This is a genomic window from Bacillus sp. B4EP4a (assembly GCF_006680105.1).
Lineage (GTDB): Bacteria > Bacillota > Bacilli > Bacillales > DSM-1321 > Peribacillus > Peribacillus simplex_E.
Genome location: NZ_VHIK01000022.1, coordinates 102,024 through 122,219, shown reverse-complemented (window position 1 = coordinate 122,219; position 20,196 = coordinate 102,024). Strand labels below are relative to the sequence as shown.

General features: G+C 39.1%; 17 protein-coding genes. 14 read left to right on the top strand and 3 right to left on the bottom strand.

Going from position 1 to position 20,196, the window contains the following annotated elements; translation table 11 throughout:
• The first annotated feature begins 46 nt into the window (after positions 1-46).
• The 5 genes from FNK51_RS12340 to FNK51_RS12320 all read left to right on the top strand — a co-directional run bounded on the left by FNK51_RS12340 (position 47) and on the right by FNK51_RS12320 (position 7,082).
• On the top strand, positions 47-1,711 hold the full coding sequence (locus tag FNK51_RS12340) for a thiamine pyrophosphate-dependent enzyme (protein ID WP_141993516.1): 1,665 nt from the start codon (positions 47-49) through the stop codon (positions 1,709-1,711).
• An 85-nt stretch (positions 1,712-1,796) separates the two neighbouring features.
• On the top strand, positions 1,797-2,978 hold the full coding sequence (locus FNK51_RS12335; RefSeq protein WP_141993515.1) for a Glu/Leu/Phe/Val family dehydrogenase: 1,182 nt from the start codon (positions 1,797-1,799) through the stop codon (positions 2,976-2,978).
• A 58-nt stretch (positions 2,979-3,036) separates the two neighbouring features.
• Entirely contained in the window at positions 3,037-4,467 is a 1,431-nt protein-coding gene (locus FNK51_RS12330) for an amino acid permease (protein WP_098370702.1), read from the top strand.
• A gap of 75 nt (positions 4,468-4,542) precedes the next feature.
• A complete protein-coding gene (locus FNK51_RS12325; protein ID WP_141993514.1) occupies positions 4,543-5,985 on the top strand; it encodes an aldehyde dehydrogenase family protein in 1,443 nt (480 codons plus the stop codon).
• Between the two features lie 65 nt (positions 5,986-6,050).
• Positions 6,051-7,082: an aromatic ring-hydroxylating oxygenase subunit alpha gene (locus FNK51_RS12320; protein ID WP_141993513.1), complete on the top strand. Its 1,032-nt coding sequence runs from the start codon at positions 6,051-6,053 to the stop codon at positions 7,080-7,082.
• Positions 7,083-7,266: 184 nt separating this feature from the next.
• Here FNK51_RS12320 and FNK51_RS12315 read toward each other — a convergent pair whose 3' ends face one another.
• Positions 7,267-7,713, bottom strand: coding sequence for a DUF5392 family protein (locus tag FNK51_RS12315; protein ID WP_098370699.1), 447 nt, complete (start codon positions 7,711-7,713; stop codon positions 7,267-7,269).
• Positions 7,714-8,224: 511 nt separating this feature from the next.
• Here FNK51_RS12315 and FNK51_RS12310 point away from each other — a divergent pair.
• The gene (locus tag FNK51_RS12310) at positions 8,225-8,605 is read left to right on the top strand and encodes a hypothetical protein (protein ID WP_286178670.1); all 381 of its coding nucleotides are present in this window, start codon (positions 8,225-8,227) and stop codon (positions 8,603-8,605) included.
• The gene (locus FNK51_RS12305; protein ID WP_141993512.1) at positions 8,595-9,065 is read left to right on the top strand and encodes an endolytic transglycosylase MltG; all 471 of its coding nucleotides are present in this window, start codon (positions 8,595-8,597) and stop codon (positions 9,063-9,065) included. The genes FNK51_RS12310 and FNK51_RS12305 overlap by 11 nt, the downstream gene beginning before the upstream one ends.
• Before the next feature lie 584 nt (positions 9,066-9,649).
• On the opposite strand, the gene FNK51_RS12300 is transcribed toward FNK51_RS12305, so the two are convergent.
• Positions 9,650-10,225: a DUF2238 domain-containing protein gene (locus FNK51_RS12300; protein ID WP_141993511.1), complete on the bottom strand. Its 576-nt coding sequence runs from the start codon at positions 10,223-10,225 to the stop codon at positions 9,650-9,652.
• Positions 10,226-10,245: 20 nt separating this feature from the next.
• Positions 10,246-10,821, bottom strand: coding sequence for a DUF2238 domain-containing protein (locus FNK51_RS12295; RefSeq protein WP_286178668.1), 576 nt, complete (start codon positions 10,819-10,821; stop codon positions 10,246-10,248).
• A gap of 893 nt (positions 10,822-11,714) precedes the next feature.
• Here FNK51_RS12295 and FNK51_RS12290 point away from each other — a divergent pair.
• From FNK51_RS12290 to FNK51_RS12260, 7 genes are all read left to right on the top strand, one after another.
• Positions 11,715-12,068: a GNAT family N-acetyltransferase gene (locus FNK51_RS12290; protein ID WP_141993509.1), complete on the top strand. Its 354-nt coding sequence runs from the start codon at positions 11,715-11,717 to the stop codon at positions 12,066-12,068.
• 927 nt (positions 12,069-12,995) lie between these two features.
• The gene (locus FNK51_RS12285; protein ID WP_286178694.1) at positions 12,996-14,495 is read left to right on the top strand and encodes a spore germination protein; all 1,500 of its coding nucleotides are present in this window, start codon (positions 12,996-12,998) and stop codon (positions 14,493-14,495) included.
• Between the two features lie 25 nt (positions 14,496-14,520).
• Positions 14,521-15,708 (top strand): Ger(x)C family spore germination protein, encoded by a 1,188-nt coding sequence (locus FNK51_RS12280; RefSeq protein WP_181762247.1) that lies wholly within the window; start codon positions 14,521-14,523, stop codon positions 15,706-15,708.
• A 6-nt stretch (positions 15,709-15,714) separates the two neighbouring features.
• A complete protein-coding gene (locus FNK51_RS12275) occupies positions 15,715-15,948 on the top strand; it encodes a hypothetical protein (protein WP_063590757.1) in 234 nt (77 codons plus the stop codon).
• Positions 15,949-15,961: 13 nt separating this feature from the next.
• Positions 15,962-17,047 (top strand): GerAB/ArcD/ProY family transporter, encoded by a 1,086-nt coding sequence (locus FNK51_RS12270; protein ID WP_141993506.1) that lies wholly within the window; start codon positions 15,962-15,964, stop codon positions 17,045-17,047.
• Between the two features lie 526 nt (positions 17,048-17,573).
• Positions 17,574-18,767: a M14 family zinc carboxypeptidase gene (locus tag FNK51_RS12265; RefSeq protein WP_141993505.1), complete on the top strand. Its 1,194-nt coding sequence runs from the start codon at positions 17,574-17,576 to the stop codon at positions 18,765-18,767.
• A gap of 252 nt (positions 18,768-19,019) precedes the next feature.
• Entirely contained in the window at positions 19,020-20,084 is a 1,065-nt protein-coding gene (locus tag FNK51_RS12260; protein ID WP_141993504.1) for a M14 family zinc carboxypeptidase, read from the top strand.
• The last annotated feature ends 112 nt before the right edge of the window (positions 20,085-20,196 follow it).

Here is a 20,196-nt window from a genome sequence, read left to right as displayed (position 1 = left end):
AAATTACTAGAACCATAACACGTACTTGAAAGCGGGAGGCTTGATTATGAAAGTCAGTGGAGGAAGAGCAGTCGTAGAAGTAATGGCTAAAGAAGGGGTAAAAAAAGCTTTTTGTGTACCAGGTGAAAGTTATCTTAGTGTAATGGATGCACTATATCAACATCCTGAAATAGAACTTATTTCCGCCAGGCATGAAGGGGGTGCTTCTTTTATGGCGGAAGGGTATGCCAAGGCTTCGGGAGAGGTAGGAGTTTGTATGGCAACGCGTGGAGTGGGTGCTACAAACTTAGCTATCGGCATTCATACTGCTGCTCAAGACTCAACCCCTTTGGTTGCGCTTATTGGCCAAGTCGAACGCCCTTTTAAAGAAAAGGAAGCATTCCAGGAAGTGAATTTGACGGGTTTTTTCAGTCATTTATGTAAATGGACGGTAGAGATCGATCGTGTGGAAAGGATCCCGGAATTATTGCAACGGGCGTTCCATATTGCGCGATCGGGGCGTCCGGGCCCTGTATTGGTGGCTTTGCCGCATGACATGTTAGAAGATGAGGCAGAGTTGAACATAAATCCTTCTTATCGCTCGCTTCCTCCTCAACCACATATGGAAGATGTGAAGCAGGCGCTGGATATGATACGAAACGCGGAGCGTCCCGTATTGATTGCTGGTGGAGGTGTGATTCATGCTAAGGCCAACAGGTTGCTTGTACAGTTTGTGGAGGCAATGAAACTTCCTGTCGTTACAGCTTTCCGTCGATTTGACGCGTTTCCGAACTCACATCCTTGCTATGCAGGATGGCTTGGGTTTGGGACACCACAATATTTACTTGATGCAATCCGGGATGCAGATGTAGTTTTGGCATTAGGGACACGGTTCTCTCAAGTAGGAACACAAGATTACACATTGCTTTCTAAAAATTCAAAGCTGATCCATGTGGATATTTGTCCCGATATTTTTGGTAAAGTGTATGCACCTTCTCTTGCAATTGAGGCAGATGCCAGGAGCTTCTTGGAACAAGCACTGCAAGCGCCAGAACCAGGATCTATTATTTCAAGCGAAGATCATTTGAAAGAATTGCATGATAAATATATGGAATTTTCTGAACCGAAGGCCGACTACACAGAAGACTTCGTGGATATGGATGGATTGATGCATGATCTTGCCGTCTGTCTGCCGAAGGATACCATCATTACTAATGATGCTGGCAACTTTTTCGGATGGCTATCCAAATATTACCGTTTTGAACAAGAAAACACATACGTAGGGCCAACGTCGGGTGCGATGGGATATGGGCTGCCTGCTGCTATTGGGGCAAAGCTGGCGCAGCCTCACAAACATGTTGTATCAATTTCAGGAGATGGCGGCTTTATGATGACTCTCCAAGAGATTGAAACCGCTGTACGGTATAAAATTCCGACCATATCAATTGTTGTCAACAACAATACTTACGGAACAATTCGTGTACATCAAGAAAAGCATTTTCCAAATCGGGTCGTTGGAACTGACTTGTCTAATCCTGATTTTGCCAAATTTGCCCGCTTATTTGGAGCATATGGTGAAAAGGTTGAAAAAAATAGCCATTTTGCGCCAGCGCTGCAAAGGGCGATTGCTTCTGGGCTGCCGGCTGTAATCGAAGTTGCAGTCAATCCAAAGATTCTATCTGTAGGCCAAGACAAGAAGGAAGTAAACGAAAAGCTGGTATCAAACAATTAATTACCGGCATGACTGCTTTGGTATTGTTTGCATTGGAAGTTAGCAGGAACCAATAAAAGTAAGATATTTAAGGGAGGTTTCATAGTTGTTAAAACCATATTTAGTTGTGGAATGGAATGATACGGAAACAGATGCTAAAGGCTGGCTGGTCGTCCATAACTTTGTAAAAGGCTACACAGGCGGCGGTACAAGAATGCACCCAACGGTTACAAGAGAAGAGGTCGAAAGGTTGGCCGAGGCTATGGCTTATAAGTATGTAGCCTGTGAGTCTGAGACGACTGGCGGTTGTAAAGCGGGCATTGCCTATGATTATAAAGCGCCAGATGCATATGCAGTGTTAAGAAGATTTCTGATTGCGATGATGCCTTATATAGATATAGGGGTATCTTTAGGCAGTGATTTAGGTACCAAATATGAAGATGTGCTCAAAATATTTAATGAATTTGGTATTGATATCCCACTAACGAAATCAATGAAGCAGAATCCGAATGTTCTGCAAGGGATAAAAGACTTCGATGAACTGTTGACGACAAAAATCGACGGGTTGTTTTTAAACGATGTCGTAACAGGCTATGGTGTGGCATTTTCCGCAGATGAGGCATGGAAATTTAAAAGCGGAAAAGGTGGAGCGAGAGTTGTCATTCAAGGATTCGGCTGTGTAGGAGCAAGCTGTGCATTGAAAATGTCCCAGTTAGGTTATAAAGTTGTGGGAATTTCCGATGCAGCTCTTTTGGTAACGTGTGAAGAAGGATTAGATGTCCAAAAGCTAATTGATCATAAGAACATGTACGGAGAAATGGATAAAGAATTTTTTGAACCGCATTATGATGTAAGGCCAAACACGGAATGGCTCGACATAGATTGCGACATTTTAATTCCGTCCGCACTGGAGGATGTCATCCACAGATCTAATGCTAAAAGCGTAAAAGCGAGCTTGATTGTGGAGGCGGCAAACATTCCCCTTTCTTCTGAGGGAGACGAAATCATAAAACAAAGAGGAATTGATGTTGTCAATGATTTCGTTGCCAACCTGGGGGCGATAAGATTTTATGATGTGGTTATTTTCGGACTAGTTAAACCAAATCCACAAGCTGTCGTTGATGATATTGAAAAACTATGCAGGAAAAATACGTATCACTTGTTTACACAAGCTAAAAACCAAAATAAATATCAAAGAGAAGTAGCTTATGAAATATTTAAACCGACAATCAGCGACTTGCCGGAATATGCAGATCCTTCCGAAGTGTTATCGGGGAATTCCCGTTAACTTGTGTTAATCATAAAAGTGTTCAGGCAGTTTATCGATCAGAAACGGGGGGGAATTCATGCAAACAGAACATGAAAATCAGCCAAAAGAATTACAGCGTTCAATGAAGAGTAGACATTTATTCATGCTCTCCTTAGGTGGGGTAATTGGAACAGGTCTTTTCCTGGGATCAGGATATGCAATCAGTGAAGCTGGACCCTCAGGAGCGATTGTTGCCTATTTGGTCGGTGGTGTATTAATGTACTTGGCGATGATTTGTCTCGGTGAATTATCGGTAGTGATGCCTGTGTCAGGTTCCTTTCAGGTCCATGCAACGAAATTTATTGGACCCGCCACTGGTTTTGTAATTGGCTGGATTTACTGGCTGAGCTGGGCTCTTTACGTAGGATTGGAATTTGTAGCGGCCGGTTTGCTTATGACTAGATGGTTTCCCGATATACCAGTATGGATATGGTGTGTGATATTTACGGTACTTTTATTCACTATAAATGCTTTAACAACGAGAAGTTTCGCAGAAACAGAGTATTGGTTCTCCGGGATTAAAGTACTTGCCGTTATTCTATTCATAATTATCGGTGCGGCAGCGATGTTTGGATTGATTCATATGGAGGATGCTAAACCAGCCCCGTTCTTTTCCAATTTTATAGGTGATGGACTATTCCCTACAGGGTTCACTGGTGTGTTTATATCGATGATGACAGTCGTATACGCATTTCAGGGATCGGAAATCATGGGTGTTGCAGCAGGAGAGACGGAAAACCCGCAACAAAGCATTCCGAGAGCGATTCGAAACATCGTAATACGTGTGCTGCTTTTCTATGTCCTAGCAATCTTTGTTCTATCGGCTATCGTTCCGTGGCAAGAAGTCGGGGTACTGGAAAGCCCATTTGTTACCGTGTTTGAAATGGTAGGCATTCCTTATGCAGCTGACATTATGAATTTTGTAATTTTGACGGCGGTACTCTCTGTTGGGAACACGGGTCTGTTTGCTTGTACCAGGATCCTTTTCTCCCTTTCCCAAAATGGTATGGCGCATTCTGCATTTGGAAAGCTCAATCGGCGCGGTGTACCTTTTAATGCCTTACTCGTCACCATGGTCTTTGCCTTGCTGTCGCTACTTACTAGTGTAGTAGCGGAAGAAACGTTATTTGTTGTGCTACTTTCCATAAGCGGTGTTGGAGGGGTGCTTACTTGGATGGCGATTGCGTTCGCACAGTACAGATTCCGTAAACAGTATATCAGAGCAGGCGGAAAGGTTGAAGATCTGAAGTACAGAGTACCTTTCTTCCCATTTGTCCCGATTCTCTGCATTCTTATGTGTCTAGGTATTTTCGTTTTCACCGCTTATGACCCGACACAGCGTAATTCGTTGTATTGGGGATTAGGTTTCGTCATTGCTTGCTATATATTTTACTATTTTAGATATACGAGAAGGAGAATAGAGGTTCCGGCATTATCGAATGAACCGCCCAATGATTTCGTTCAATAGAAATTATTGTTCATATGCCGACAAAGTGCAACCATAAAGAAAATCTACCATCAATAGAAAGTGGGAGGAAATCGTATGCGTTACTTAAATTATATTAACGGAAAATGGCAAGAACCAACTACTAGGGAGTATAAGGAAAATCTTAGTCCCCATAATGGAAAAAATTTAGGGGAATTTCCATCCAGTGCGGCCACAGATTTACATGATGCAGTGGCTGCCGCAAAAAGTTCATTTCCTGCTTGGAAAAAACTATCGTTTCAGCAACGGGCTTCATACTTGCAGAAAGCAGCTGATATTTTGAAAAAGAATATGCAGGAAGTAGGTCGGGATTTGATAAAGGAAGAAGGAAAAACATTCTTGGAAGGGATGGGGGAAGCCAATCGAGCTGCTAGCATTCTTGAATATTATGCTGCTGAAGCCCGGCAGCCACTTGGGGAAGTGATTCCTTCAGCGAATGCCAATACATTTTTGTACACAACCCGTACCCCGCTCGGTCCGGTGGGGTTGATTACACCATGGAACTTTCCAATTGCCATCCCTGTGTGGAAATTGGCGCCTGCCCTGATTTACGGAAATACAGTCGTGATTAAACCGGCTGATCTTACACCTAAGTCGGTCTATCATGTGATAAAAGCATTTGATGAAGCGGGTCTTCCGGCTGGAGTCATTAATTGTGTATTCGGAAGGGGTTCCGTCATTGGTGCTGCATTAGTGGAACATCCTGATGTGAAGGCTATATCTTTTACCGGCTCGAATCAAGTAGGTCAGCAAATTCAAAAACAAGCCATTGAACATGGGAAGAAAGTGCAAGTGGAAATGGGAGGGAAAAACCCGCTCGTCGTACTAGCCGATGCTGATCTAGAAAAAGCAGTGGAAATTGCTGTAGGCGGAGCCTTTAAGTCCACTGGGCAAAAATGCACAGCCACTAGCAGGGTGATTGTGGAAGAAGGAATATATGAAGCATTCCGTGACCGTCTTGTCGCCCGTACGAAAGAATTAAAAGTGGGCGACCCGCTCAACGAAGAAACATATATTGGTCCCGCTGTATCTAAATCACAACGCGATGGCGTGCTTGAAATGATTGATGCTGGGAAATCAGAAGCAACGCTATTGTGTGGAGGAGAGATTCCGACTGATGAGGAATTGGCGAACGGTTATTATGTCCGACCGGCTATCTTTGAAAATGTTGCTCAGCATGCCCGCATTGCACGTGAAGAAATCTTTGGACCAGTCATCGCCCTGTTTAAGGCAGGAAATTATGAGGAAGCAGTTATGATGGCGAATGATACAGAGTATGGATTGAGCGCAGCAATTTGCACGAATAATTTAACGGCGGCTCAAAGGTTTATTGAAGATGTCGAAGTGGGTCTTGTCCATGTCAATTCGGAAACAGCAGGAACTGAACCGCAAATGCCATTTGGCGGATGCAAAAATTCAAGTGCAGGCAGCCGTGAACAAGGGAAGAGTGCCGTTGAATTCTATACAGAAGTCAAGACAGTCTATATGGATCGGGTATAACAATAAATTGTACCAAGCGTTTTTTTAACTTTAAATTAGATCATAATACAGGAGGGATTTTCAATATGTCCACTAAAGAAAATGTACAGTTCAGCCCTACACTTCCATATTCACGGTATGTTGATCCAAAGGTATTCGATGAAGAAAGAAAAAAAATTTTTAGAAAGAGCTGGATATTAGCGGGGCATGCAAGCCAAGTTGAAAAAGTGGGTGATTTCATGACATTGGATATCGCCGGAGAGCCTATTATCGTTTCTCACGGTACCGATGGTGAACTGCGTGCTTTCTACAATATTTGCCCTCATCGCGGAATGAAAGTAGAAAACTCCGATAAAGGAAATAAAAAAATTTTACAATGCGGATACCATGGATGGACGTTCAAATTAGATGGAAGTGTTTATAGAGCTCCTAATTTTAAAACGAATGAACTGGGCATACACAGCTGTATGAAATCCATACGCTTAGAAGTTCAGAATGCTATGATTTTTGTCAATCTAGACAAAAATGCACCTTCTATGGCAGAAGCATATCAGGAATTTTTAGAGGAAATGAAAGAGTATCCCTTCTTTGATTCACTGAAACTAGTTAGGGAAACCCGCCGTGTAGTTAAAGCTAATTGGAAAGCTGTTGTTGACAATTACCTTGAATGTGATCATTGTTCCATTGCTCATCCTGGCTTTGCGAAATCTTTTGATTTATCAAACTTTTGCACAACGACACACGACAAATTCACCTATCAATATATGACGGTAAGCAAGAATGGTGAGGGTGACCAAGCACGTTTTTATTGGGTTTGGCCAAATATGATGATTAACGTTTATCCAGGAGACGGGAATGTGAATACCATTCAAGTAATTCCTGTTGATGCTGAGACGTCGTTAGGTATTTATCGTGATTACTCCCTCGATGAAAAAACAACCATAGAAAAAGAAGAATATTTTAAATTTGTTGATCAAGTACGGCAGGAAGATTTTGAACTGGTGGAAAAATTGCAAAAAGGATTAAGTTCCGAGGCATTTACAAATGGTATCTTTTCTCCAACTGAACATGCTGCAGTTTATTTTCATGAACTTATTGATAATAACCTCCAGAACTAACTAGCTGCCAATTGGAAAGCATTTAAAAAAGAAACGTTAATAGAGAAATTCGTAAATTTAATAGCTCTTAAGCAACCAACCAGTGTGATTCGGTAGTTTACCGGAGCATACTGGTTGAGTTGTTTTATTTGTGATAACTTTCTTTGCTTATTTGAACGACCGAAATTTGCGAACTGCCTTTTATTTATTCCGGGTGTGAGGACTTGTTCTTCCATTGTTGTTCTTCAGCAAGAAACTCAAAAAAAACATTCATGGCAGTAAGCGGATGCTCATTTACTCTTTTAAAGTAATTACTTTTTCTGGCATCTGTTAAATAGCTGCTTTTTTTGATTCTCTCCAACATATATTTTTGACTCATTTTCACTATTTCCCTTTTGTTGTGTTTGTTTTCTTTTAATAAGGCAAATCCAACAGCTCCCACCAATGCATAGATTCCAAGTGCGATTTTCGAGATGGGTATAGATTCGTTCTTAAATAAAAGAAAAAAAAGATTAATGATGGAAAAGCCTATCATCACCGTCGAAAAAAAACCGTATTTCATATTTTTCTTCAACAAGGGGGACAATGTTGATTGAAGTTGTTCGAGTTCGGCTTGCATGAAGCCCGGTATATTATTTATTTTGATATTCATTGTTTCCTCCTTATTATCTTGCATGAACCCAATAAGTATATGGCACTAAAAAAAATTGTACCTATTTAATGAAACAGGAAAAGGAACCTGATAATATATATCTTATCGTTTGGAAACGTGTTTGTCATTTAATATACCCCATGGACTTTTTTAGGGAAACGTAAACGAAATTGACGTATGTGGGTGATGAATGGAATGCCTAATTATATGTGTTGAACTAACTCAGATAGACAGCGTTCTTGCAGTATGAGGATGCCAAATAAAGATCATTTGCCTTAATATATTTACAATGGTATAAATGATGGGTGGATTATGGTAAAATGGTCCTCAAATGGAAGTCATGTTTTTCGTTTTTTCATCATTAATAGTTATGGATGGCCACCCTGCGCCTTTTTTTGTCATAAATACGTGACTATTGTGGTAATTTGTTCTTTTAAATCGAGTTTTGGAACAAATCAATATATAATTAGAAAGCGAGATATTAGATTCAAAGATTAAGGAGGGACATAGAATGATGGAATGGGCTCTGATCATTTTGTTTGCTGCAGCAGTATTACTGTTCATTTTATCGTTTATTAAAAAGGATTCTGTAAAAGTGGACAGTCAATTGGAACAGGTTGCTATCACTTTTGGAGATGAAATGAATGTATTACAGGAAAAAATCAGGAACATCGAGATAGATGCTGAAATTACGGTGCAAGAGGCAGGCGTTCTAACAATGTCTTCCGAAACGCGGATCTTGTTGCGTGAAGTACTCGACCTACATAAGCGAGGCTATTCATTTGAAAGCATCGCACTGAAGACAAAACAGCCGGAAGATGAAATAGAGCGCATGCTTACTCCTTACATAAAAACGAAGAATGAAAGGAGAAATGTGGCCAATGACATCTAAATCAATGCGCAGCTTTGCCGGAGGCATTGTTGTTGCAGCAGGCTTATGCGGTGCAGTGTACTTCTTTGGTCCAGGTGAAGCGACCGGCACATCGGAGAAACTATCAGAAGATGAAATGAAAGAGTCTCTGGCTTCAGAAGGGTATGTCATACATTCCGAAAAAGAATGGGAAGATCAGATTGCTGAAGCACAGTCGGTTAAAGATAAAGCGGAAGCGGAAAAAGAAACGGTAAAAGAACCAGCAGAAAAAGTCATATACCGTACAGTTCTTACTGTGGCTAAAGGCTCGACAAGCATCGATGTGGGTAAAAACCTACAAAAGGCAAAAGTCATTAAAAATGCCAATGATTTTTTTGACGCGGTTGAAAAGAAAGGCAAGGCCAACGGATTACGACCTGGAACGTATGTGGTAGATAGTGCGATGACGACGGAAAAAATAATTTCCATCATATTTAAATGAACATAAAAACGACCATCGATATGATGGTCGTTTCTGTTTGTCGACAAAAGGGTGTTATTAATGGTCTCATCCCGAATCCTTTTCTCGTTTTGCTGAGGGAATGATTACCTATGTTTGTTTACTGTTTTATATGGGATGAAACCTCATTAGATTGAAGAAATTTGCGACACTCCTGCCGAATAACTGTCTAGCCGAGATCCGGAGACGTTTGCGTAGAGGAGGCTTGTCAGACAGTCGGCGGAAAGGGAGCGGATTTCTGAAATCAACTGGAACTTTTGTAAGAATGTAGACCGACAATAGAATATGTTGGTCTCAGTTAGTTCACAACATAGGGGGGAATGGTCTTATCCGAATCCCTTTCACGATTTTTTTAAGTAATGGTTACCATAATTTTGAAACATACTTGATTATACTCCATGACTTTTTATTCATTCAAATGGAATGAAACCTCATTAGATTGAAGAAATTTGCGACACTCCTGCCGAATAACTGTCTAGCCGAGACCCCGGAGACGTTTGCGTCGAGGAGGCTTGGCAGACAGTCGGCGGAAAGGGAGCGGATTTCTGAAATCAACTGGAACGTTTTTATGTTTTCTTTAACTTAATCTTTGTCCGCACTCCGGCCCACACTGCAATGATAAGTCCTCCAATAGTATCCGCGATTAAATCTATCATTGTATCTTTATTTCCCCCGCCTTGTAGTGTCATTCCGAATAATTGATCAGAACTGAATTCGTAGATCTCCCATATGACACCACCAAGTGCTGAGAAAGAGAGGGTAAATAAAAAGACAAACCAAGGGGAAATCTCTTTGCCTGCATTTCTGTATACCATTCGTTCATATAAAGCAATTCCCGTAAAAGCAAGAAGGGAACCGCTTAGTAAATGTAATAATGTGTCCCACCACCCCAGACCATACCAACCTAAAATAGAACCTAAAAATTGTGAACCGAATAAGAAGATTAAATAGGAAATGATAATTGGCAGATTGAATTGAAGCTTGGTAAATAGGGCCAGTAATAGGGGAATTGCCCCGCATACCACACCGCCTATCGAAACCAGTGATTTGAAAGTTTCATCGGCTGTATAGTGAAAAATAGATAATGCTGCCATGAAAAGTACATACACTAAACTTAATGAAATAACTAGCTTACGATTCATATGATTACCTCAACAAATCATCATAATTTTAATTTTTGTACACAAGAATAAATGGAAATAAGCAATCCGCCTGTAAGACCGAAAATTATATCGTACATGGTATCTTTATTACCGCCTCGCTGCATGGTTTGAGTAAAAGTGAGATCTCCTGCGAATTCATATATTTCCCAAAGAACAGTGGCAATGACTGAAAGTGAGAGAACAAAAAGAAAGATGACCCACCTTGAAACATCTTTTCTCGCTTTTTGCGGGATGAATAGTTTATAAAGAACAATCCCAATAAAACCTACGAAGATACCTTTGTAAAAGTGAACGCCAGAGTCCCACCATTTAAAATCAACATAAAAATTTGCGATAGATCCTAAAAATGTCGTACAGAAAATAAAAACATAATAACCGATTATGATTGGAATGTTAAAGGGGTTATTTTTTACAAACAGTAATGAAATGGGCAAGGCACTTACCAATATTCCCCCTAGAGCCACCATCCATCGCGAAGAATCATCTTTTATGAGATAAAAGATGAGTAAACCAGTCATGAATGCTATAAAAACCAGACTAACAATAATGATTATTTTATGTTTCAATATACTCACCTCATTCGTAAATATTCATTACGATCATATCCAATTCAGCCAAATGCAACGCGGCAAATTGAATTTTGGGGGTATTTTTATGATGTTCTTTTTTTAATCCTCTAACTCACATCAGTGTTATCATTGTTGGTTACCATGGTGCTTTTTAATGATATTTTTAAATTTAGCCGTGATAAACAATAATAAAGGCATGACCAGACCTAAAATCGATACTCCTTATTTTTGGCTATTCATTTTAAAGTTATTCAGAAATTAATTGCCTTTCTTCAACAATCCATCCCCGTTTCATTATCCGGGCCCGTTTTTCCAAGGATTCACCTCAAAATTCCGACATGTCATTAGAATCAATTTCATTGGTAAAGGTATAGAAATATATCGCGAAATCGCTTTAAAAGAAATACAATGAATTGCCAATTATTTAGTACTGCTAGATTCAAAATAGAAAATAAACAACCTGTATTTTAAAAAGTGCCACACTCCTATATGTATTATGTATGCTTGTTTATAACCTGCACAATTCTCAAAACCGAGACAAAATGTTCATGCATTGTAATGAAAAACACACAGGAAGATATTCTTGTCCAAGAGAAAGTATTAATTTCTTAGTCCCGAACCTTAATGTTCAGTGAGTATTTTTTTAACTGCCACCTAATTTTTCACTGATGCGCTCCTTCGCGATTTTTGAACTGGTACAATTCTTGCATATTATTTTTGTGTATGTCTCTTGTGTGTATATTGAGTAAGGAAAAGAATAGGAATCTGTTAAACACACAATTATTGAAAAATATTTATTTGACGTTTAATTTGCCCTTGGTTATATGTCAGAAAATTAATCCGGATTCATAAAGGGAAGGCGAAGCAATTAAATTTAAAAAGGTTAGGAGAATTTTCGTATGAAAATACCAGTGGAAAATATTGTAGAGTTAACTGTAGAACATCAATTCTTACAGGCTTATCCTATATTGAGTCAGTTACGAACTGATTTGACTTTAGAGGAATATCTAGAATTATTAAATGATATGCGTAAGGAGGGTAAACAGTTATTTGCTTTATATCATGATACAAGCATCGTAGCTTTAGCAGGTATTAGCTGGCGTGAAGATTCATATAATGAACGCTATGTTTTTGTACAAGATTTGGTTACTGATGTAAATCATCGTCCTAGTGGCCTTGGATTTAGTCTGCTCAGTTATATACATAATTGGGCAAAAGAACATGGAGCTGAATATATTACAATGGAATCTTGAATTCGGTGCCTTGACACCATAAATTGTTCATTTCCTATTTTTTTTAGGATGGGCTAGCACCTACTGGGTGTAGCCTTTTTTTTGTACATATGCACCAGCAATGAAATTTTTTTTAACGATTTATAGAGTGCGGGGAAAATGGGAACAAAACATTTATGAAATAAGGGTGAAAAGACCAGGTATTTATAAACTTATAATCAAAAAAAATTGAACAAGTTTAAGGGAAAATTCTTTGCCATATTCAAAGGCAAGTTGCCCTGTCACCCAAAAATTTAGTTGAAAGCTTATAAAAACTCTGTGGAGGTCTGCAGAGTTCATCTTCATGTTTTTATGCCCCAAAACCATCCAACTTTCTGTCACTTAGTTCAACAAAAAAATAGAAGTTTTTGCTCTCGAAAATGAAAAAAGAACAAAATAATTATGCAAAATTGGCGATTTATGCATTTACTCATAGAATTCCACTAATACGACTTTTTCATTTTTCTGATTTCCACAGTGTAATCAAAAAGTAGCGACATTCCTGTCGTTAATTCTTCTCAACAAAACTAGGTTCAGAAAGGTTAATCCGAGGCACCTTCAGCATCCTTTAATTAAATTATCGATCTTCAAGAAAAGAGCGTGTTTGATAAAGATTATCAAGTCCACAATGAATTGCAATTTATTTTACTTAGATGGATATAATTGCAGCCAAGGTGAAAACATAATTTTAACAGGCTTTTGGTTATGAGGGGGTTAGCATTGAAATTTCGAGTTCCTATCCCATTGAGGAAGTTAATTGAAGATAAACAATCAGTGAAAAATAAAAACCAACAAGAAGACTTAAATCAAAGCAAAAATCCAAACTCCAGCAAATCTAAAAATCAAGCCCAAAATCCAGAACAAGCCCAAAACCGAAGTAAAGACTCAAAGAAACATCAAACAAAACTTATATCTTCTGACCTTCAATTTAATTTAGACCATATTAAGAAAACGTTAGGAAATAGTTCAGACATAGTTATAAGGGATTTTCAAGCAGGTAAAAATGGGGAAATTAAATTAGGCATCGTTTACACAGATGGATTAACGGATTCGGTATCCGTCCAAGATTTCATCCTCGACACTTTGATGATTGAAATTAGGAACTCGGATTTGGACGTAGCGTTCTTTAATCCCTCTGACTGTTTTGAAATGATAAAATCACATACTCTTCCTGTAGGGGGAATAGGGGAAATAACTGATTTCCAAAAACTTTTTAACCATGTTTTATCGGGAGACACGATGTTATTGATGGATGGCTCCCCAAAAGGAATAGCACTCGGCTCAAGAGAATGGGTCGATCGCGGAGTTCAGGAACCTTCCTCACAAACAGTAGTAAGAGGCCCGAAGGATGGGTTCACTGAAACGCTGCGAACAAATACGGCTTTAATAAGACGGAGAATCAAAGATCCTAACCTTTGGCTTGAAACAAAACAGATTGGTGAAAAAACGCAAACAGACGTTGCAATTATGTATCTGAAAGGTGTTGCCAATGATAAAACGGTTTCAGAATTGCAAAGCCGGTTAAATCGAATCAATATAGATGCGATTCTTGAGAGTGGTTACATTGAAGAACTTATACAGGATGAAGTATATACTCCATTTCCAACCGTATATAATACGGAACGTCCTGATGCCGTAGCTGCGGCCCTGTTAGAAGGAAGGATTGCAATCCTAGTTGACGGAACGCCGTTTGTCCTTATCGTTCCAGCACTGATGGTGCATTTTTTTCAGTCCAGTGAAGATTATTATCAACGGGCAGACATTGCCACATTAATTCGAATATTACGGTATTTATCCTTTTTCCTTGCTTTGCTTACACCGTCCCTTTATGTAGCAGTCTCAACCTTTCATCAAGAAATGCTTCCTACACCTTTACTCATAAGTCTAGCCTCACAACGAGAGGGTGTTCCTTTTCCAGCTTTTGTAGAGGCGATGATAATGGAGGTAGTGTTTGAAATCTTGCGTGAGGCAGGTGTGAGGATGCCTAGGGCAATCGGTTCATCCATTTCCATCGTAGGTGCATTAGTTATTGGGCAGGCTGCTGTCGAAGCAGGGTTCGTTTCAGCAACAATGGTTATCATTGTGTCCTTAACAGCCATCTGCAGCTTTGTGTTCCCAGCCAATAGTATGGCCATGGCTTTTCGGATGCTTCGATTCTTGTTTATGATCCTTGCCGCTACATTTGGATTATACGGGATCATTTTGGGGCTGATCGTGATGGTCCTACATTTAAATAGCTTGCGATCTTTTGGTTTACCATATTTAGCTCCAAATGCACCATTCATTTTACAAGATCAAAAAGACAATATCATCCGATTGCCACACTGGTCATTATTAAAGCGGCCTCGTTTGATTAGTAAAAATGATACAGACAGAGGAAATGTAAGTTCTCCGAAACCACCTAGATAAAATGATGAGATTATGAGGGTTCATGATGAAAAAAATGCTAAAGGTATTTTTAATGTTACCTATAATTTGTTTATCCGGCTGTTGGAGCAGCATTGAGTTGAATGAACTTGCCATCGTTACTGCCATGGGAATTGATAAAACAGAAGATGGGTATCTGGTAACCGTCCAAGTTCTGAATTCGAGTGAGCTGGCAGGTGATGCCAGGTCTGGTCGCACGGAAGTTGTAACCTTCAGGAAGAGTGGTAAAACCATTTTTGAAGCAATTAGAAGCCTATCAACTGATGTACCAAGGAGGTTATATGTAGCACATCTTCGTGAAGTTGTCTTTGGTGAGGAAATGGCCAGGGAAGGAATTGCAAAACCTCTGGATGTCCTTTCCCGGCAAAAGGAGTTGCGTTCCGATTTCTATATGACTGTTGCTAAGGGTTCAACTGCTTATGATACGCTTAATGTGCAAACGGCTCTTGAAAAAATACCGGCAAATAAAGTCTTTGACTCCTTGGAAAATTCAGAGAAAAGATGGGCACCGACAAGGACGGTCACTTTGGATGAGCTGGTCAGCAGTATCGTCAGTAAAGGCAGACAGGCCATGCTAACGGGGATTTACGTTTATGGTGATCCCGAATCAGGAAGCAATGTTACGAATGCACAAAATATCTCCCCGAAATCCGGTTTGCGTTTGGATTATCTTGGAGTATTCAAGAAAGATAAACTTGTCGGCTGGTTAAACAGGAACGACAGTAAAGGTGTTAGTTACATTACAGATCATGTTAAGTCTACTCCGGTAAATATTCCATGTGAAGGTGAGCAAATTACGGTCAACACGACTAGTTCAAAAACGAAAATCAAGGGGAAAATGGAAAAAGGAAACCCCAAAATTGATATAAATGTCACGTCAGAAGGGAGTATAGGTGAAGTAGAATGCTCAATCGATTTAACTAACCCCAAAAAAATCGAAGAATTGAATGAAAGATACGCAAAAGATATTAAAGCTAAAATAGAAGGATCGATAAAAACGCTTCAAGAGAAGTATCAAAGTGACATTTTCGGTTTTGGTGATGAAATCCATAGAACCGATCCTAAAGCATGGAAACGTTTAGAAGGAAATTGGGAACAGGAATTTGCAAATTTGGACGTGAATGTAACCGTTAAAGCAAAGATTCGTAATTTAGGAACGATATCAGAATCCTTTCAAAAAGAAATCGAGGAGTAAAGATCAATGTGGGCAATTATTGGAACAGTGTGTACTGGAGCTATTATTTCATTTTTTGAAATACCTCCTCTTATTAAAAAGAAATGCTGGAAGGAAATTGTCATTTTTATTTTATTGCTTTTAATTGGCATGACGTTGAGCATTTTAATAATCAAGGATATTACCATTCCCACTCCTATAGATTGGATAACAAAAATATATAGTCCACTCGCTCATTTCATGGATCGTATCTTATCCTAGGGAGGTATCGAATATGCTTGAAAAAGGAAAAATCAGCTCTGGTGAATTTCTTATTTTAGTCATCATATTCAACATAGGAGGAGCGATACTTACTTTACCTTCCGGACTTGTCTCATTAGCAAAACAGGATGGCTGGATTGCCTATATAATAGCTACTCTCATCGGTTTATGTTTCGTTTTCTTATTTACCCGACTCGCCTCACTTTACCCATCCATGACTTATATAGAAGTTAATGAAAAAATATTTGGCAAATGGATTGGGAAAATCTCTGCCCTGCTATTCCTGTTTTATATTTATTACCTTTCTTCTGCGTTACTAAGTGAAATTGGGAATTTCTTTTCGTCACAGGTTCTGGTTGAAACACCTATGGAAATGATAATGATCTTGTTTATATTAACAAGCTTATTTGGTGCACGGCTAGGATTGGAAGTCATCTGCCGAACTGCAGTAATTTTTTTCCCTTGGCTTGTACTGCTGCTTTTCATATTATTCGTATTTCTTATCCCCGATATCAAAATCGAAAATATGCAACCTATATTTGAAGAAGGCTTGAAACCGATAATGAAGGGATCATATCACTCTTTAGCACTGCCTTATGTTCAGCTTGTTTTCTTTTTAATGATCACTCCATATGTAAATGAAAAGGCTGAAATGAAGAAGAATTTTTATTTAGGGACTTTAATAGGTGGCAGCGTTCTTTTCTTAGTGATCATTTTCAGTATCCTCGTATTGGATGCTGCTAATACAGCAAGATTAACCTATCCTTCTTATAAACTGGGGATGAGGATAAGCATTGGTAATTTTTTTGAAAGGGTCGAGGTCATTGTGGCATTCATTTGGGTTTTTACAGAGTATTTTAAATTGACCATTTGCTTTTATGGACTCGCCTTAGGACTAGCTCAATTGCTAGGATTAAAAAATTACAAAATTCTTCTATTCCCATTAGCTTTTCTAATTCTCACTTTAACCATCTTTTCGCATCCCGATATAGTACATTATCAAAACTTTATGGCCACAGCTTGGACACCTTTATCCTTAACGATTTGTTTTATTCTGCCATTGTTATTATTAATGGTTGGGAAAATTAGAAAAAAGTAAGGGCAGCTTGCATCACATTAGATATTTTCAAGTGGATGTTGCATCTGGATGAGACTGACAGAATTAATCAAAATTAGGATGGGATTCGCTGCAACTTGGCGACTTTTACATGTTTAAGGACTTTCGGGAACTCCGTGATACACATGTCGTGGATCTTTTTGCATGGGAAAATCGGCACTTTTTTCAAATAGCAGATAAGCATGACCTGAATAATGATGTAGCGGAAATCTTATAGTTACTTGGCAATTTGGAAAGTTTTGCTGCTTCATAGATAAAACCTGTACAGATGAAGAGGAGGAGGGATATAGAGAAAGGCAGTAGTGGTACGGTTTAGTCAGTTCGTCTTGGTAGGAAAACAGAACAAAATGTATGATTTAAGTCCGTCCAAGTGGACATTACTACAATGTTTAAAAACATATGCCCGATCATTAAAACCCATAATACGACATCAAATTCCAACATATTTCTACTTTGCCATTTTGTATAATGAGATAGAAAAATATTTTAAGGGAGTGATTGTTGTAATATGAAAAACAGGAAACTTGTTTCAACTCTAGGAGTTGCCGTTTTATCGGCGGGTATTGCGGCACCAACATTTGCAGCTAATGAAACATCCCCAGGAACACCCATTCAACAAACTTATTCGGTTTCAGGTTTTACAGATCATGCTGAACTAGGGAAAAAGCTAGAACAAATTGCGAGTAATAGCCAAGGTAAAGTAAAAGTGGATGTAGCTGGATATTCTAATAGAAATAGAGAAATCTATAAAGCAACCGTGGGAACAGGTGACAAAGTCGTTTTAATTCAAAGTGAGATTCATGGAAATGAGAAAACTGGTACGGATGCCATCTTGAATATCTTGAAGTTTTTGGGGACCAATTCTCCTGAAGCGGAGAAAATTCGCAAAGAAATTACCCTGGTGGCTTTGCCTAAAATGAATCCGGATGGTGCTGAATTGAACCGTCGGGGAAATGATATGACCTGGTCAGAGGTCGTGGAACAGTTTCCACAGTTAGCAGGAGCGAATCCATCTTGGAACTATTATACATACAAAAATGAATCATTCGATTATGAGTCCAATCCTGGTTTCGATGTCAATCGTGACTTTAATCCTGATTTAAATTATATTCCTCAAGCTAAAGACTTCCCTGGAAAATCATCCACCCCTGGTTGGTTCATAACACCTGAATCACAAACAACGCGTGATGTTTACAAGTCTCTCCTGAAGCAATACGGAAAGGTGGAGATTTTTGTGGACTTGCACCACCAAGCTCCCTATTATGAAGTTGATGGAACGGATGATTTAGTCACATACTCGCTTTCCGCTCAATTTGTTCCTGATCCAAGCTCGCCTTCAGGACAAGAGTATGCCAAATATGCAAAAAACTATAATTATGATTTTTCCAGACAATTGAATGTAGCGGTATATAATGCGATGAAAGAACAAGGTAATTCTCCATATGGAAATATATCCTTATATCCGCAAAACCAAAACCTTCCTGGAACGGCTTTAGGAGCCTTTGCTTTAAACGGAAGTGGGACAGTACTCTTTGAAGTCAGAGGCCAAACACAGTCTTTTGGCCAAAAGAAAAAAGGCATGCTTATTAAAGCAGTGGAAAGAGGGTTATATGGAATAATTGATGGAGTTACTGATGGCTCAGTATATAAAATCAATCCGGAACAATACGAGTCAATTCCACTGACGGAGGGCAGGCAATAATAAAAATTGATAGTTTTATCAACTTAGTAACCAGACGGGTACCCGCCTGGTTTTTCTACATGATCGGTTTCGGCAAACAGAAAATGCTTTTTTGAATATCGCCATTGTAGAAGTAATTCCTTTCAAGTTATATGATGCAGAAGAAAACTTTTTGAAACATAGTTATTTTTCACTATTAACACAAAGTGTTAAAAATGTCAGAATATTAGTAATAGTTATTTTTTAGTAATTAAATTATAAGGAGGGTTTTTATTGAATTTTAAAAAGAAAGTCCTATCAGTTTCATTATCTAGTTTAATGACATTAAGCGCAGTTACAGCTGTTGCGCTGCCAGTCGGAGCGGTTGGAAATGGTCCCAGTGCTGGAAATGGTCAAGTGACAACTTCAAATCTTCATACATATGAAAGCCTGGTAAGCTATCTTAAAACGCAGGATGCTAAACAAGAAAGGCTGGCACTGGAAGTAATCGGCGAAACGGTAAAAGGGAGGGATATTTACCTAGCGAAATACATTTCAAATCCCAAGAATCCTACTATACTATTTTTAACTCAACAGCACGGAAATGAACAACTGACTACTGAAGGTGCACTCGAATTCATTAAACATCTAGGCACGAATAAGACTAAAGGTTTATTGGAAAATGTTAATATACTGATCATTCCCATGTTAAATGCAGATGGGGCAATGGGAGATGTTAATTTCCCTCTTGATGACTATTTAGCAAAAGGTGATCGACATCTAACACGGGCAAATGCAAATGGGATCGACTTAAACCGTGAGCATGATAAAAAAACTGATTCCATGCAAGTGGAGGTAAAGGCTTTACACGAAAATGTATTTGCGAAATACGATATAGATTACATGATAGATTTACATCATCAAGGGACGCTAAGCGAAACAGATGGTGAACTTGTTTCAGGTTCAATTCTTTATCCTACAAACGCTAATGTAAAGCCTGAAGTATTAGAAGCGTCAAAAAAACTGGGTGCTGTTGTATATAACTCCATTGAACCAACTGGTTGGGGGCATATTGGCAGGTATGATGGCGGTTCTGGAGAAAATATAGGACGTAATGGTGCAGCCGTTCGTTATGATATTGCCACACTGCTCTTTGAGATGCGAGGTATGTCGGACCACAATATCGAGTCAGTGGCGCTTGGACAAAAAAGTAATGGCTATCTAATAAAGCAAACGGTAACCACTTTGGATGCAGCTGTCAGAGCTATTGCCGATGATTCAATAGAAACTGTTGATGCAAGCTTTTGGGATACCCTGCCAACACAATACAATCGTCCTGGGGCAGAATCAGACGAATAAAATGATGACACATCCCATTCTTTCAGATGGGATGTGTTTTTTTAATTTTCCCACATCGATAGCTCGAACTTGTTCATCAGTTTATATGAAATGATTTATAGAGGAAATGCAG